Raw genomic sequence first — 16,430 nt, 5'->3', positions numbered from 1 at the left:
GATAAACTTAGGGAACACAAATGGCAAGATAGCCTGAGTATGTTCCCTAAGTTTATTATACTCTCAATGCCCCCCTATTCGAGTGAACACACGAATAGATCATTTTATTTCAGTTCAACTTGTTTGTGATACGCTTGAACTATGGCAAACCCTAAACCATGCACTAAAAATTTGATTCGGCAGAGGACAACCTGGCACCATCTGCCAACGAAATCCATTCGTGTCCCCCTGTATCTATCTGCTCAACTGTTGGATATTGCTAGACTTCTAGATGCTGGCGGTCAAGATTGCTCAATCGAAGAATTGAGGAAACTACAAGTCAGATTGGAGCAAGGATTAAATCAAAAAGAGTAAATACACCAAGGAGTGTCTTCGTACGTTCCTGCCTTACAAATTGATTTAGGGAATACAAAGCTGGTTTTGAGCATTTATGTTCCCTAAGTAAAGTTTGCATTCTGGGCAGCATATGCTCGAGCGGTTTATTACAAGCCCCAATGATGGAAGCTAAGAGAGCGATCGCCTAATCCAAACCTGACTAAAACTTTAGAGGGTACTAGAGCAATCAAGCGTCGATTTGCTCCATCAATTGCTGGTTAACATGGAGGAAGATCAGTTGCTTCAACCTCCAGCCTGCCCCACCCAACCGACATCATGGCTGACCCTTCCACCCGATCGCTGAACGGTTCTCTGAACTCTCCCTACTGGCTCCGTCGCATTTGGGGACTGCGCTTCATCTTTCGTCCGTTTGAAACCCTGGATGCCCGTGTCAGAGCCTATGGCGATGACTACCAGGTGACTGCGCCGGACTCAAGACCAGCCTTAATCTACTTCAGCAGTCCTGAAGCGCTCGAAGATATCTTTACAGCTAAACCTGAGCAACTGAGCGCTGGGCGGGGCAATCAAGTTCTTCAGTTTCTCTTGGGTGAACATGGCATTGTCTTGCTCGAAGGCGAAGCCCATCAGCGCCAACGACAGCTTTTGATGCCTCCCTTTCACGGCGATCGGATGCGCTCTTACGCTCAGGTGATCCAGGACATCACAGAACAGGTGATGCGCCCTTGGACGATCGGCACGACCTTTGCAGTGCGTCCGGCGATGCAGTCGATTTCCTTACAGGTGATTCTCAAGGCGGTGTTTGGTCTTGACAGCGGACAGCGCTATGACCAGTTGCGGCAGGTTCTATGTCAAATGCTGGATGTCTTTGGTTCACCTGTAAGCGCCATGCTGTTGTTCTATCCGTTCTTGCAGAAGGACTGGGGAGCTTGGAGTCCCTGGGGAAGGTTTTTGCGTCTGCGGCAGCAGGTGGATGCCTTAATCTATGCCGAGATTGCCGATCGCCACACTCAACCTGACGCAGAGAGGACGGATATTCTGGCGTTGCTGATGGCAGCGCGTGATCCAGAGGGGCAGCCGCTGAGCGATGTTGAATTGCGCGATGAATTGATCACGCTGCTGTTTGCAGGGCACGAGACAACGGCATCGGCTTTAGCCTGGGCACTGTACTGGATTACCCATTTACCGGATGTTCGCACTCGACTTCTGGCAGAAATAGATGCACTGGATGATAAAGCTAGTTTAGATCCCATGACGATCGCCCGATTGCCCTATCTCAGCGCTATCTGTCAGGAGACTCTGCGTCTTTATCCAATCGCCATTAGCGCTTTCCCGCGTGTAGTCAAGCAGCCGATGACTGTTGCAGGCTATGCCCTAGAACCGGGTACGGTGATCATGCCCTCGATTTATCTGGCGCATCACCGGGCGGCGGTCTATCCCGAACCGAAGCAGTTTAGACCAGAGCGGTTTTTAGAGCGACAGTTTTCACCTTATGAGTATCTGCCGTTTGGCGGGGGCGATCGGCGTTGTATTGGCTCTGCTTTTGCTCTATTTGAAATGAAGCTGGTCTTGTTTGAGTTGGTGTCAAAGATGGATCTGACAATAGCCAACTCCCAGCCGATCCGGCCAATTCGACGCGGCTTGACCATGGCTCCATCGGATCGGCTCCAGATGCGAGTCACGGGCATTAAACGATCGGTTTCTAGTTCATCCCTGATTCGGCGATAGATTGGCAAGAGCTGTGGCGATAGCGCCTTCATTTAGTAACGGATGCCGTTAGCGAATTTATCACAACCATTTCTGAGAAAATTTAGGGAATACAACAGTAATTTTGAGATTTTATATTCCCTAAGTTGTGAACTCTGATTCTCTCAGTAAGAGAGTTGGCACGGGTTAAGGATCTCTAGGTGGAGCTAGTCCATCTTCCTTTTCTTGCTGCTCAATTCCTCGACGCAGTAGGAACCGTATCGCTCTGTTCAGCGACATCTCAGCCAAGAACGGATTTGTCTTTTGCAATTGTTCAATTCGCTCTCTCAGGTCTGAAAGATCTACTGTGAGACGATCGCGTTTATCTGCCATCCTCCAAAAATACTTGGTCTCGCCTATCTAAATCTGTTTGTCATCAAAAATAACCATTATGGTGACAAACGTGATATGTTGAGTGACAGGAAGGTGCGATTAGGTTCAATCCTGAAGTACACCTTGATAGGCTTTGCGATCGCCATCTAAGCAGCGCCCCTCTATCAATCTATCCTCTCACCAAGAAATATTATGGTAGGCAGAAACCCAATCTCAATTCCACCCGTAACGCTTCCAGAACAAATACCCGAAACATTACCAGAAGCTAAATTTCAGTTAGGGCAGCAAGTACGGTGGAGTTGCGTGCCCAGTCAAGACTTCGGACGTGTCCTTGGCATTGTTTTTGGTTCTGAGGGCAGTGTGCAAGCAAGTGGCTATCACTATGCGATCGCCTTAGACTCTTCCAGTCCGTCTTTTGCAGATGGTATCTTTGCGGACTGGGGGTATGAGGAAGACCTGGAGCTTGTTGATCCTCACGAGATTATGAGCAAGCGATCGGAGACAAGTTCATGAAACGCTACCCATCCCAGCGCCAGTGGGAGTTATTTCGACTTTATGAGAATTGTCCACCACCTCTACCGCCAATGACTTTTACTCAGCTTTGGGAGATTTCTTACCAAGAACTGAGCAATCTAACAGGAGCCTCACGCAGCACGGTGGAACATTGGTTTTCCTCAGGGGAGAGCAAACGGGAACCCGCTGAACGATTTTGCCGCCGCTTGGCTGAAATTCATTTGCTCTGGAGCCACACCGAACGGATTAAACCCAGCCTGATTCAATCGTGGTGCCGCTTGGGGCGGGAACTCTAATACTCTAGATTCTTATCCTCTTGTTCCTTCTCAGTTGCTAACTATTGACGCTCTCCCTAATTGCTGTCAGCCTGACAGCTTTTTGTTGCCCTCCACAACGAGGGCTTTTTTAATGGAATTCATCCCGATTCAATTTGCCAAGTGACATGCCTAAGCCGATCGCCTATGAAATTATCCCCGTGATGATGCTTTACACAGCACAGCATCGACGGAATTTTCCATACCGCGTAACTGCCCAAGGATGCTTTGAACGCCTCAGCACCACGAGCGATCGCAGCTGGAGCTACAGCCTGACCACCCTTGATGGAGAGAAGGCGACGCTTCACCGACTCGCCTTGGCAGGGAAGCTGGGACGACCCATAGCGCCGGGGCATTGGGCTTGCCACACTTGTGATAATCCACGCTGCATCAATCCAGATCATCTTTTCGAGGGACGACCCCAGGATAATACTCAAGATTGCTTACAGAAGGGACGGCGCAACACCTACCGCATTCCACCTATGCCCGAATCTCAGAACCCAACCAGCAAATTGACGGAAGCCGATGTGGAATTGATTTGGCTGTTGCTAAAGGCGAACCTTCCTCACTCAGCGATCGCGGCTCTCTTTGGGGTACACAAATCGCTAATCTCGCACATTAAACGCGGCAAGGTTTGGTCACACCTCAAGCCCAGCACTGATGAATCGATATGAACTAGGACAGGCGATTCGCTTGACCTACCAGGGATGCGTCCGAGTTTTGCCGTTTGAAATCGATGCCCACGGATGCATGATTTACATTGGCAAGCGTAAAGGAAAAGTGGTGAAGTACCCGACTGTCATCATCCACGCACGGATCTATATGATTCATCGCTTAATGCTGGTGGCAAAATTAGAGCGTGAGATTCGCGCTGGCTATTGGGCTTGCCACTCCTGCGATAATGCAGGTTGCATCAATCCTGAGCATTTAAGCGAATGTACGCCTGCTGAGAATTTACAAGACAGCTTGATGCGAAGTGGGCGAAGGCAAATTCCTCCAAAGCCCCACAAAGGCTCTCTGCATCACAACAGCAAGCTCACTGAAAGCGACATTCCCAAGATTCGGCAGCTTTTAGAGCAGGGAAAGTCTCAACGGGCGATCGCTGCGCAGTTCAATGTCTCTCCCAGTTTGATTTGGTACATCAAGAATAATCAGATTTGGCAGCATGTCCGTGAAACGTTGGAGAGTAGTGATAACGATTGAACAGCATCTTTAGATAGCGCCCTGCTCTACTACCTGCCGATCGCTTGTTTACGTTTTATGGGAGCCTGATACCGCTTTTTGAGCAAATGACTCCACGCTGAGACTTAAAACATTCTTGCTACTGATCATCTAAGTTCGTGGAACGGCTGCCGATGTGCCGGAGTTAGGTCAGGATTGATTCCGCTTCCCCACCCTGGGTGATCCGTAGCCACATCGGCAGTTGAGTGTCGCCACCGCCCTCAATCCGCTCTAACGCAGTCATCATCTCAACCCGCACATCAAATTCAGCTTCACGTTCGATCGCCTGACGTAAAGCATCCACTGCCGTGAGATCGCCCATTTCATTAAGGAATCGAGCCGCTCTCCAACGCACCAGCTTAGAGGGGTCTGCCAAGGCTTTACCCATTGTCGCCCTTGCACTGGTGTCGCCCAAATCGCTCAAGGCATCCCCTGCCGTTCGCCGCACCATAGCGGAGGGGTCTACTAGGACAACTCGACACAACGGCTCAACCGCAGCAAGTCTACCACTGGCACCGAGGAGTGCAGATGCCCAGCGCCGAATTGTACTTTGCTCATCTTCCAACATAGCCAGAATCTGAGGAAAGGTGTCAGCCGTCACTTCAATCTGTTGGAGCGCTTTGAGTCGATGTTTCCAGTTCGGGTGCTGCAGCTCAGCGATCAGGGATTGTTGGAGGGCGGCGTGGCTAACTGACTCTGGTTTGCGCTCCTGAGAAATAGCAATAGCTTCTATTCGAGCCAACTCGTCTTCGTCAATCAGGCTGGCAATCTCATCAGCGACAAGTTGTGCCACTTCATCGAGAGAACCCGCTGGAGATTGATAGGGTTCCCAGTGACGCTCAGCCACGTAATTGGCTTGAGTCGCTTGAACGACCCGTTGGAGTGCTTGATTGAACCGCTCTGGCAACGCCACTCTAGCCTGTTGCCCATCCGCAGCGGTGGCGCGCACCTGCACCGGAATGGCGCGAAATACCTGAACAGCAACCTCAACCTGACCTAAGTTGGCAGCACTCTGAACTTGGCTTTGAGTTTGAGGCGGGGCGACCTGAGCGAGCAATTTGGCATCGGCTTCCTGAGCCACTCCAATGAGACGGGCAGCTTGAGCGAGTATCGGCTGCCACTCAGCGTTTCCTTGGCGGGTCAAGGTGATGAAATCCTGCACGAAGAAGACAGATTGCACGGCTTCAATGGTCAGTAACTGCTGAGCCAGAACGGGTGCCTCCGTCTGATTTCCGCCTTTGTCAAACGTCAGTGCTTTAGTGCTAATCACCCCATTGAGATTAAGCTTGATGCAGTTTGGGCTGGGAGTAGTTTCGATCGAGAGCAGTTGCATTGCCTCATCCTTAGCTTGTCGGGATTAAACAGCCACAGCCTAATGAATCTGATTTCAGGAGCAGTGACTTCAGTTTGATCCTAACCTGCTGGAATCTGTTAAGGTGCCACCATCAATAGAACAGCTATTTTCTGAGGTTGGCGACTTTAGCCACAGGATTGATTTGCATCGAGGCTTCGTTCTGTCAAAGCCCTGCTCATGAACCTAGATCACGCAGTTGTTATCGGTGCCAGCATGTCAGGGCTACTGACAGCCCGCGTCCTAAGTGACTACTTTAGGCAAGTCACTCTGCTCGATCGCGACTCCTTACCAACCGATGCTGCACATCGCCAGGGAGTTCCTCAAGGTCGTCACCTGCATGTCTTGCAAGCCAAAGGGGAGCAAATTCTGTCGCAATTCTTTCCCGGTCTGGAGATTGAGCTACTCCCAGCTGGGGCAACCAGGTTGGAGCTAGGCAGCGATTTACTCTGGTATCAGTATGGAGGATACAAAGTTCGATATCACAGCGGCATTACAGCGCTCTGTATGAGCCGACCCTTGCTAGAAGTTAGTGTACGCCACCACGTTCTGGCACTCCAGAATTTAACCTGCCTGGAGCGGTGCGCGGTTCAAGGTCTGGTTGCCAATGAAGATCAGGTCTGGTTAAACTCAGCGGAGTGGGTGACTGCTCCGCTGAGTTTAACCAGACCCGCTGTTGGCTTGCTAAAGGTTAAAGTCTGACAGCAATTGATGCAAGAGCCTCCGATATGAAATCTATGAATACTTGAAGTTTTCCAGAGTGTTGGCGATGTTTTGGGTAAATCGCATACAGGGTCAAAGGTTCCATAGACCATTCTTTCAAGACAGTTTTCAGCATCCCACGTTCTAATCCATCTAAGACTGTGAACATGGGCAAAAAAATCAAACCGAGTCCCGCAACAGCAGCTTGACTTGCAGCAAGGCTATTGTTCACTTTTAAAGATCCATCAACATGCACTGACACTGTTTCATGACCTCGCCAAAAACTCCACTCATAGGGCGATCGCGCTAGGGTGTAAACTACACAATGGTGCTGCTTTAGATCCTCCGGCGATTTTGGTTCACCATACTGCTTTAGATATGCAGGTGACGCGCAAACGACTCGTTGAATATCGCAGATTCGATGTGAGACGAGACTGGTATCGATGACCAATCCGCCCCCTCTGATCCCCACATCAAATCCCTCCTCAATGAGATCCACATAGCGATCATTGAGAATGAGTTCGATCCGCATATCTGGATAAATGGATTGAAATTGATAAATCGCTGTTGCTACATGGGTTAAACCCAGAGACATGGGTGCTGTCACGCGAAGCAATCCGTGGGGTTTGACCGAGAGATCGGAAACCAATTCTTCAACACGTTCCAGTTCATCCAGAATAGAGGAAACTCGCTGAAAATAGAGTCGCCCTGTTTCAGTCAAGTTCAAACGTCTGGTTGTTCGATGGATCAACTGGGTTCCCAATTCTTTCTCCAGTTCCTGGACATTTTTACTGACGGCTGCATTTGATAAGTTCAGAGCGCCTGCTGCACGGCTAAAACTCTCAAACTCAACGACTCGTCTAAAGACGTTCAGAGCAATTAATTTGTCCATATAAAATCACTTACAAAACGATCCATCTCGCCACATGCATTATTCACTATAGGTGAAAAGTCATTCAACTAAATTGATCTTTATCTTTTTTGAGTGAAGAGTTATGGTCAAAGTATGCGCTTCAAGCTGTAATGACCCGAAGCGCGGAGGAACTATGAATCAAGCACAGGTCTGTGCGGTGGATAAACAGGTTTACGGCATTGAATATTTCGCGATCATTGATCTGCTCAAGCGATATTACGACGCTTTATATCGTTGTGATACAGCTCTTTTGGCAACCGTGTTTCATGCCAGTGCTCAATACTCCACTGCATCTAGCGGAGAACTCTTGCATCTTGATATGCATTCCTATTTCCCAATCGTTGAACAACGAATTTCCCCAGAATCTTCCGGTGAACCCTATACATTTTCGATCGATTCGATCGAGTTCGCAGGGGCTGTGACCGCGATCGCCCGAATGCGTTCTTCCATGCTAGGCAAAGATTTTATTGATCTCCTCAGCCTCATTCAGCTTGGGGGCGAATGGAAAATTATTGCCAAAGTCTTTCACTACACGATCCATGCAGACACAGCAATATTGCCAACAAGCCAGAATTAGCGGGAGGTCAAACCATGCCCTATGTAAACATCAAAATCACTCGCGAAGGCGCAACAACACAGCAAAAAGCTGAACTCATCAAAGGTGTAACAGAACTTTTGGTGCGTGTTCTAAATAAGACACCAGCAACGACATTTGTCGTCATTGATGAAGTTGCGACTGAAGATTGGGGAATTGCTGGCGTGCCTGTGAAAGAACTTCGGCAAGGCATTCAGCAACAATCACATTGAAAAATATCGATCTAGACAGTCAAATCTTTGAACTGAATTGGAGGTAGATAGCATGACAACTCAGACTGTAATTATCACGGGCGGTGCAACTGGCTTAGGTTATGCCATTGCTGAAGCATTTTTGCACAATCAGGTGAATGTGATACTGAACGGGAAAACATTCTCAAAACTTGAAACGGCGGCTCAAAAACTCGATCAACCCGATCGTATCCATCTTGTAGCAGGTGACATTACCGATCCAACATGGCTGTGTCGCAGAAACTGGTGGGTGGTAAGATAGATGGGTCTACCTTTGCCTTCTCTTTCTCCGATGTCTACTCCTACTCTGTTTAAGTGGCGGCACTTTTTGCCTGAGATCATCCTGCTCAACGTGCGGTGGTACTGCCGCTATGCCTTGAGCTACCGGGATTTAGAGGAGATGATGCAGGAACGAGGAGTGGAAGTTGACCACTCGACGATCAACCGTTGGGTGTTGAGGTAGGGTGTTGAGGTACGCCCCAGAACTGGACAAACGGATTCGACCCCACTTGAAGCCAACGAATGATTCCTGGAGGGTGAACGAAACTTATATCAAAATCAAGGGTGTGTGGAGATATCTGTATCGTGCTGTTGATTCAGCAGGTAACACATTGGACTTCATGTTGAGCGCGAGCGCGGGATGGCAAGGCAGCGGCACGATTTTTCCGTAAAGTGCTTAAAGGTCAGCACATTCAGTCCCCCCGAGTCATTACAGTGGACAAGAATGCTGCTTATCCAGCGACAATGGAGGCACTCAAAGCAGATGAAACGATTGACCAAGAGACCGAATTAAGGCAGAGCAAGTATTTAAACAATGTGATTGAGCAAGATCATCGTCATATCAAGCGAATTGTGAAACCGATGATGGGATTGAAGACGTTCAACAGTGCAAGAAGAACGTTGAGTGGAATCGAAGCGATGAATATGATGAGAAAAGGACAAGTAAAAGGAATCGACCAAGGGGATATTATCTCTCAGGTCAGATTTATCGAAGCACTCTTTGGAGCTGTTGCGTAAGAAAATGCAAACGATACCGATCATTTCTCCTTAATAAGTTCTTGCGACACAACCGTCAATGCCGATGTAAGCAGCGTAATGTAATTGGTTTGTAATGTTATTCTCGAAATGTTGTTTCGTTGAACAACCGGGGAAGCCCGGTCTCGCTATGGAGAAATGCACCCCCACTAATCCACTCCGAGGAAGATAGAGTGAAAGAATATGCAGGATTCTTCCAAAGTTTAGGGTTTGCTCTAAAGCTAAAATGGGCAAAAAGAAAACGGCTTTTTGGGAAAAGTAGGGGATTGAAAGCTTTCCTTTATTCCTATGGACTACTGGCGATCGCATCACTCTTTCTAGCTCTGCTGATAACGCAGAGTCCAGCAAATCCACAGTCTATAGCTCCCATTGCTCAGTCTAGGCTGAGTACAGCTGATTCACAGTTGGTGCAACAGGGTAAATCACTCTACGCTACAGGACGATTCATTGAAGCAGCAGAGATGTTGCAACAGGCAGCTCAAGCCTATCGGCAGCAAGGCGATACTCTCAGACAGGCAATGGCTCTGAGCAATCTCGCCCTGGTCTATCAAAAATCAGGTCTGTTCTCAGAGGCGACTCAAGCCATTATCACCAGCTTAAACTTGCTGGGCTTAGACCTACTGGAAAGTAGCCCACCGCTTTTAGATCGAGAGAGAGATGATCGCTCACAGATTTTGGCGCAGACGCTGGAAATTCAGGGTTCGCTGCAATTTGAGCAGGGGCAGACAGAGCCAGCGCTGACAACTTGGCAGAAGGCTGAAGCCCTCTACCGTGAGAGGAATGACAGCAGCGGCATCATCCGCAGCCAGATTAACCAAGCTCAAGCCTTGCAGGTTCTAGGGTTTTACCGCCGAGCATTAACGCTGCTGACTGAGCTGAGCCAGAGTCTACAATCTCAACCTGATTCGCTCACAAAGGGGGTAGAACTGCGATCGCTCGGAGAGGCACTCCAGTTTACGGGAGATTTGGAACAATCTCGTCAAGTGCTGCAAGCTAGCTTAGCGCTATCGGAACGGCTACAGCTTCCTCAAGAGATCAGTGCGGCTTTGCTCAGCTTGGGTAATACGGCTAGCGTTCAGCAAGATGTGCAAGAAGCCAGTGCTTTTTACCAACAGGCGATCGAGACAGCGCCTTCACCGCTGATCAAAGTTCAGGCTCGCATCAATCAATTCAGCCTTCTCGTCAATGCCAATCAAGCGCTTGATGGGCAGCTTTTATCGGATATTACAACAGAATTAGCTGACTTACCTCCTAGCCAAACAGCCGTTTACGCCACGATTCATTTTTCTCAGTCTCTGATCAAATTAGAGGACAAAGAATACCCACAGGCTTCACGGGATAACATTGCTCGGCTCCTAGCTAGGGCAGTTCAGCAATCTCGCGACCTGGGGGATAAACGAGCGGAAGCCTATGCGCTAGGAGCGCTGGGAGGGCTATATGAACAGGCTCAGCAGTGGGCTAATGCCAAGGATTTGACTGAACAAGCGTTGCGGTTGGCGGATGTGGCGAATGCGGCTGATATTGCCTATCGCTGGCATTGGCAGCTTGGACGATTGTTGAAACAGCAGGGAGATGTAGCAGGAGCGCTCGTAGCCTATGATGCGGCGATCGACGAATTACAGTTTCTGCGGAATGATTTAGTTGCCGTCAATCGCGAGGTACAGTTTTCCTTTAGGGATAGCGTAGAACCTGTTTACCGACAATCTGTTGAATTGCTCTTGCAATCTCAAACACCTGTAGATGAACAAACTTTGGATAAGGCTCGACAGCGAGTTGAAGCTTTGCAATTAGCAGAGCTAGATAACTTCTTTCGGGAATCTTGCTTGAATACAACCACCGTTTTGCTGGACAAAGTGGTAGATCAGGATAACCCAACGACGGCTATTCTCTATCCCATTATTCTGCCGGATCAGCTACAGGTGATTGTTAAAGTGCCGGGGCAATCTTTACATCACTACGCTGTAAGCCAATCTCAGGCTGAAGTAGAAAGCATTTTAACCAAACTGCGGCAGAGTCTTACTGAACCGGATACGATCGCCGAAGTCAAGTCTCTCTCTCAGCAGGTTCATAGCTGGCTCATCCAACCGATCGAATCAGAACTAGAACGAAGCGGCATTAAGACCTTGGTATTTGTCCTAGATGGCGCATTCAGGAGCGTGCCGATGGCGGCTCTTTATGATGGCAAGCAGTATTTGGTTGAGAAGTATGCCGTTGCCCTGAGTCCTGGGCTACAGTTGCTAAACCCTGAGCCGATCGCCCAAGAAAAGTTACAGGTGCTGGCAGCAGGTCTTGTGCAACCGCCTTTAGAGTTTCAAAACTTTCCACCGCTACCCGAAATTCAATCAGAGTTCAACTCTATCTCGGCGGCGGGGGCGACGATTACGACCCTGCTTGATCAAGATTTTACGAGCCAGACCTTAGAGAATCAGGTTAATCAGGCGACGTTCAATATTCTGCATCTAGCAACCCATGGGCAGTTTAGCTCACGGGCAGAAGATACCTTTATCTTGGCGGCAGATGGCCCGATTAATGTGACGCAATTTGATACGTTTTTACGTCGTCGAGATGAAACGCGATCGCTCGCGATCGAACTTTTGGTCTTGAGCGCTTGTCAAACGGCAGCAGGAGATAATCGGGCAACGCTGGGTTTGGCGGGAGCAGCGGTTCGGGCAGGGGCGAGAAGCACCTTGGCTTCGTTGTGGAACATTGGCGATCGCTCTACTGCGGTTCTAATCGGAGAGTTTTACAAGGAGTTAGCTACCTCTAAGGTGACGAAAGCCGAGGCGCTGCGGCGGGCGCAAGTCATGTTGTTGAAGCAGTATCCCAACTACAGCCGTCCTAGCTATTGGGCAGCTTATGTGTTGGTCGGCAACTGGCTATAGGTCAAGACCTGAGAACGGCTGCATAAAAAGGAAAAGTAAAGGTATGCGTTTATATCTGAGCTTAAGCAAAACCATGAAAGCAGGTACTTGGCATCGATGGTTTAACAAGGGCACGATCGCACTTATTCCGGTTTCGATGAGTGCGATCGCTCTCTTATCGGATACTGCTGTCATAGCTCAAGTGACACCCGATCGCACCCTTGGTTCAGAACAATCTACTGTGAATCGGAATGTCACAATTAACGGTAGGAATGGCGATCGGATTGAAGGGGGAGCTAGAAGAGGAGCGAACTTGTTCCATAGCTTTGAACAGTTTAATGTCGGTAACGGACAACGCCTTTACTTTGCCAATCCAGAGGGTGTATTCAACATTATTGGTCGGGTGACGGGTCGAGGTGCCTCAAATATTTCGGGCACGTTGGGGGTACAGGGAAACGCGAATCTATTTCTGATGAATCCTAACGGCATTGTTTTTGGCAACAACGCTACGTTAGATCTGCGAGGCTCATTTGTCGGAACTACTGCAAATCGCTTGCAATTTGGCACACAGGGTTTCTTCGGTACTAATGATCCTCAAACTCCACCTCTACTAACAATCAACCCCTCAGCTCTGTTGTTCAATCAAGCTAGACCTGGAAAGATTCAAACTCAGTCCGTTGCAGATGCAGGAGAAAGCTTAGCCGGAAATCCGCTCTTGGGGCTGAGAGTCGCTGATGGGCAAAATCTGCTTTTGATCGGGGGAGAGGTGGCGATCGCAGGGGGTTTAAATGCTTTAGGTGGACAGCTAGGATTATTTGCTGTGAAGGCTCCAGCAACCGTTGAACTCAGCGCTGATTCCCGTCCCTCACTACAACAACCAGTTCGACAACTTTCGAGGTCTTCTCGCGGTAACGTCCTGATCAATGGGGGCGCTCTCCTAAATGTCAGAGCAGATCATGGCGGAGAGATCCAGATTAATGCCGAGGATATCCAGATTCGAGAGAATAGCATCCTACGCGCTGGAATTGATCAAGATTTAGGCAACAGAGACAGTCAGGCTGGAGATATTATTCTCAATGCCACGGGAAATATTGAAATTTCAGGCAGCAATGTTTTGAATTCGTTGATAGGAATGGGAACGAGCGGTGATTTGGTGATTCGAGGGCGATCGCTCGTTTTAAACGAGGGAGCTATCCTGTCTGCCGCCACATTATCGCAGGGTAATGCGGGACGGGTTGTCATTCAAGTTGCAGGTTCTGCTGTGCTTACAGAGAGTGCGACCGTTTTTAACACGATTAATCCTGATGCGATCGGCTCGACAGGCGGTATTTTCCTAGAAGCAGGCTCACTGACGATGACAGATGGGGCTGAATTGGTTGCGAACACCAACAGTACTGGCGATGTCGGTAATATCATCGTTCGAGTACGTGGAGACGCAAGATTGAGCGGTGTGAATTCTCAAGGTGATCCGAGTGGCATTCTCAATGTTGTTAGACCCGGAGGTATTGGCAATGCAGGAGAAATTCGTCTTAGCGCTGGTTCCCTTTCGCTCACCAACGGGGCACGCTTACAAACCAATACACGAGGACAAGGAAATGCAGGCAATGTTATCGTTCGGGTGCGCGATCGCTTTCTCCTCGATAGTGAAGCGGCTGGTATTCAAGATTTAACGGGCATCTTTACTGCTGTTGGAACGGATGGAGTTGGAAAAGGGGGCGCGATCGACATTCAGTCTGGTTCTCTTGTAGTCTTGAATGGCGCACAATTGACAGCAAACACCTTCGCGCAGGGCGATGCAGGCGACATTACTATTCAGGTACGCGAGCAAGCCATCTTTGATGGCAGTAATAACAATTACCAAACGGCGGACGATCGCAATGAAGTTGTTCGGAGTGGTGTTTTCAGTGCGGTCGGAGAAAGATTTACCGATGGAACGATTCCGGCATTCGGCAATGGTGGCGACATTCGCCTTTCAGCAAACCAGATTAAATTGCGAAATGGGGCTGCTTTAGGAACGGCAGTGCTTTCTGGCAGCCGTGGCGATGCAGGAAGTATTACCATCACGGCAACCGATCGCGTCTCGGTTGATGGCAGAAGCAGAAACAGAGATGCCAGCAGTATTCGAACTCAAGTTAATCCGGGCGCAGTTGGAAATGCGAATGGCATTCAAATCACAACCGATCGCTTAACGGTTAGCAATGAGGGTCTACTCCAAGCCAGTATCGGTGGTGACGGAAAAGCGGGCAATATTCGCATTAACTCCCGTATTTTAGAATTGTTCAACGGAGGTCGATTGCTGACTACGACAGCGGGCAGCAGACCTGCGGGAGATATTGATCTGCGGGTTGACGATCGCATTACTCTATCAGGTCAAACCAGCGGACTATTCGCTAGCACAGAGAGAAATGCAACGGGACGAGGCGGCAGTATTAACATTACAACGCATCAACTAGCAGTGTCCGATCGCGCAGCTATAACGGTGAGTAGTCCAGCCGGAAGAGCCGGAAACTTAACGATCGCGGCAAATCAGATTCGTCTAAATCAAGGTAGGCTCACCGCAGAAGCCGGAGTCGGGAGCGGTGCTGAAATTACCTTGCAGGGACTCGATAGCTTGCTTTTGCAAAACAATAGCCTGATCTCAGCCCAAGCCTCTGATAATGCAACGGGTGGAAACGTAACGGTGGATGCACCTAACGGCTTTGTTGTCGCTGTGCCAGAACAAAATAATGACATCATTGCCAGCGCGGATCAAGGCAGAGGCGGAAACATTTCTATTACCGCTCAAGGAATTTTTAGTATTGGGCAACAGCGATCGAGTCCTCAAAATCAAACGAACGACATTGACGCTAGCTCTCGGTTTAACCAATCCGGTACGGTCACAATTAACCAGCCTGATATTGACCCCAGTCAAGGATTGATTGAACTCCCCACCGATGTGGTCGATCGCTCTACCCAAATTGCACGCGGCTGTACTCCTGGAAGCGATGAATCTAGTCGATTTGTGGCAACTGGACGGGGAGGCTTGCCGATCAGTCCAGATCAGCCTTTGCGCGATCGAGCGATCGTCTCTCTTGGTTGGGTGGCGCTGGATTCAGAGAGGAGCGATCGACAAAGCATCCCCCTTCAAGCCACAGAATCGCAGAGCCAAGATGAGCGCAGTCTAGAGCAAGTTGACTCTTCTAAGAGCGCCGTGATGGAAGCCAGTGAATTCAGTCGAGATGCCAACGGCAAAGTTGTTTTGGTTGCCCAGGCGCAAACAGAAGAGGTAGTTGGTGAACATGTAGGCGATCGCGTTTGTTTGGAGCGATCTCCATAGAACCTCGTCACTCGTGTGTTGTCAAAACTGACATCACCGCAGCACAAGCAATAACACAATTCCTCCAACAAAAGCGACTGTTTGAATGGCTAAAAGCATGTGATCTAGTCGGGCAACTCGCGCATAGCTTTCGGGTCTTTCGTCCTTAATCCAGTCAGCGGTCACGATCACTTCCAAAATCAAAATAGTAATGAGCAGGTACGCAATCACATAGATCTTATCAAGCAAAACCAGATAACCAATATTCGGCAGTGTTGAAGAGTAGGACTGCTGTAGGAATACAGTGGTCAGCAGTGCAGTTACCGATAGTGCAATGCGGGAATCAACGTATCGCGGCTCAAGTAGCAATGCGCCCCAACTAGCAGCGACAACAATCACTAAAGGTAACAGCAGTTTCCAGGTGAAGAAACTAACGGATCGAGAGACAGTCAGTGAATATTGCAGAGCGGCATACTGAGTTTTATCTCCCAATCTTGGATCGCCAAAATTAGTGGTGTACTCATGAACTAGACTCGATATATTAGCGGTTTGAATTTCCCAGCCCGGAATTGATACCGTACTTGAGTAGCCTGACTGCCTGTTGTCCGCCACGTAAACCATTTGGTCAACGGTATAAACTGAATCTTCTAGCGAAATCGTTATAGTCTGCTGGTCTAGCGGATACTTTGCCAAAGCAAAGGGTTGAACAAAGCGACCATCCACTCTCAAAGCTTGAAAGAAGCGACCGTCCGGTAGTTTTTCGGGTGTTTTATAGGAAGCGACTGAAGTTGTATCTGAGTCGTCAACTCCGTTGTGATACTCCAGGTTTGCCGTTGGGTCTAGCTCCCCCTTCCACTTAAACCAAATATAAAAATCTAGAGAGTAAGTATTGCTGGCAATATCCAGGTCGTGGAAGTTCATCGCAAAAATTCCTGGTAGTGCCCTGAAGGGCAGGATAGAATAGGGAATGGCACTAATAAAGTTTTGA

Annotated in this window: 14 protein-coding genes and 1 pseudogene; 12 read left to right on the top strand and 3 right to left on the bottom strand. The window is 48.9% G+C overall.

Going from position 1 to position 16,430, the window contains the following annotated elements; all coding sequences use genetic code 11:
• Positions 1–651 precede the first annotated feature (651 nt).
• The 5 genes from AC5JMP_RS18380 (at position 652) to AC5JMP_RS18360 (ending at position 4,442) form a co-directional block, all read left to right on the top strand.
• The gene (locus AC5JMP_RS18380; RefSeq protein ID WP_495852936.1) at positions 652–2,061 is read left to right on the top strand and encodes a cytochrome P450; all 1,410 of its coding nucleotides are present in this window, start codon (positions 652–654) and stop codon (positions 2,059–2,061) included.
• Between the two features lie 543 nt (positions 2,062–2,604).
• On the top strand, positions 2,605–2,925 hold the full coding sequence (locus tag AC5JMP_RS18375; RefSeq protein WP_495852935.1) for a hypothetical protein: 321 nt from the start codon (positions 2,605–2,607) through the stop codon (positions 2,923–2,925).
• Positions 2,922–3,221 (top strand): hypothetical protein, encoded by a 300-nt coding sequence (locus tag AC5JMP_RS18370; protein ID WP_495852934.1) that lies wholly within the window; start codon positions 2,922–2,924, stop codon positions 3,219–3,221. The genes AC5JMP_RS18375 and AC5JMP_RS18370 overlap by 4 nt, the downstream gene beginning before the upstream one ends.
• 134 nt (positions 3,222–3,355) lie before the next feature.
• Positions 3,356–3,913, top strand: coding sequence for a hypothetical protein (locus AC5JMP_RS18365; RefSeq protein WP_495852933.1), 558 nt, complete (start codon positions 3,356–3,358; stop codon positions 3,911–3,913).
• Positions 3,900–4,442 carry a helix-turn-helix domain-containing protein gene (locus AC5JMP_RS18360; RefSeq protein WP_495852932.1) on the top strand — a complete coding sequence of 181 codons (543 nt, stop codon included), beginning with the start codon at positions 3,900–3,902 and terminating at the stop codon, positions 4,440–4,442. Before AC5JMP_RS18365 ends, AC5JMP_RS18360 begins: the two co-directional genes overlap by 14 nt.
• A gap of 163 nt (positions 4,443–4,605) precedes the next feature.
• Here AC5JMP_RS18360 and AC5JMP_RS18355 read toward each other — a convergent pair whose 3' ends face one another.
• Complete coding sequence (locus tag AC5JMP_RS18355; protein ID WP_495852931.1) at positions 4,606–5,793, bottom strand: virulence factor; 1,188 nt, start codon at positions 5,791–5,793, stop codon at positions 4,606–4,608.
• A gap of 198 nt (positions 5,794–5,991) precedes the next feature.
• Here AC5JMP_RS18355 and AC5JMP_RS18350 point away from each other — a divergent pair, with 198 nt between their 5' ends.
• Positions 5,992–6,513 carry an FAD-dependent monooxygenase family protein gene (locus tag AC5JMP_RS18350; protein ID WP_495852930.1) on the top strand — a complete coding sequence of 174 codons (522 nt, stop codon included), beginning with the start codon at positions 5,992–5,994 and terminating at the stop codon, positions 6,511–6,513.
• On the opposite strand, the gene AC5JMP_RS18345 is transcribed toward AC5JMP_RS18350, so the two are convergent.
• The gene (locus AC5JMP_RS18345) at positions 6,503–7,405 is read right to left on the bottom strand and encodes a LysR family transcriptional regulator (RefSeq protein ID WP_495852929.1); all 903 of its coding nucleotides are present in this window, start codon (positions 7,403–7,405) and stop codon (positions 6,503–6,505) included. The genes AC5JMP_RS18350 and AC5JMP_RS18345 overlap by 11 nt on opposite strands.
• Positions 7,406–7,559: 154 nt before the next feature.
• Between AC5JMP_RS18345 and AC5JMP_RS18340 the strand changes: the two genes are divergently transcribed.
• The 6 genes and pseudogenes from AC5JMP_RS18340 (at position 7,560) to AC5JMP_RS18315 (ending at position 15,463) form a co-directional block, all read left to right on the top strand.
• Entirely contained in the window at positions 7,560–8,003 is a 444-nt protein-coding gene (locus tag AC5JMP_RS18340; RefSeq protein ID WP_495852928.1) for a nuclear transport factor 2 family protein, read from the top strand.
• Between the two features lie 14 nt (positions 8,004–8,017).
• On the top strand, positions 8,018–8,233 hold the full coding sequence (locus tag AC5JMP_RS18335) for a tautomerase family protein (RefSeq protein ID WP_495852927.1): 216 nt from the start codon (positions 8,018–8,020) through the stop codon (positions 8,231–8,233).
• Between the two features lie 52 nt (positions 8,234–8,285).
• Complete coding sequence (locus tag AC5JMP_RS18330; protein ID WP_495852926.1) at positions 8,286–8,513, top strand: SDR family NAD(P)-dependent oxidoreductase; 228 nt, start codon at positions 8,286–8,288, stop codon at positions 8,511–8,513.
• 30 nt (positions 8,514–8,543) lie between these two features.
• A pseudogene (locus AC5JMP_RS18325) lies at positions 8,544–9,268 on the top strand (IS6 family transposase).
• Positions 9,269–9,552: 284 nt separating this feature from the next.
• Positions 9,553–12,168 carry a CHAT domain-containing protein gene (locus tag AC5JMP_RS18320; protein WP_495852925.1) on the top strand — a complete coding sequence of 872 codons (2,616 nt, stop codon included), beginning with the start codon at positions 9,553–9,555 and terminating at the stop codon, positions 12,166–12,168.
• 73 nt (positions 12,169–12,241) lie between these two features.
• Entirely contained in the window at positions 12,242–15,463 is a 3,222-nt protein-coding gene (locus AC5JMP_RS18315; RefSeq protein WP_495852924.1) for a two-partner secretion domain-containing protein, read from the top strand.
• Positions 15,464–15,496: 33 nt separating this feature from the next.
• On the opposite strand, the gene AC5JMP_RS18310 is transcribed toward AC5JMP_RS18315, so the two are convergent.
• On the bottom strand, positions 15,497–16,430 hold a 934-nt coding region (locus AC5JMP_RS18310), incomplete at its 5' end, for a ligand-gated ion channel (protein WP_495852923.1).

The organism is Drouetiella sp. (genome assembly GCF_059504425.1).
Note: the sequence above shows the minus strand (reverse complement) of the source record. Positions and strands in the feature narration are given on the sequence as shown.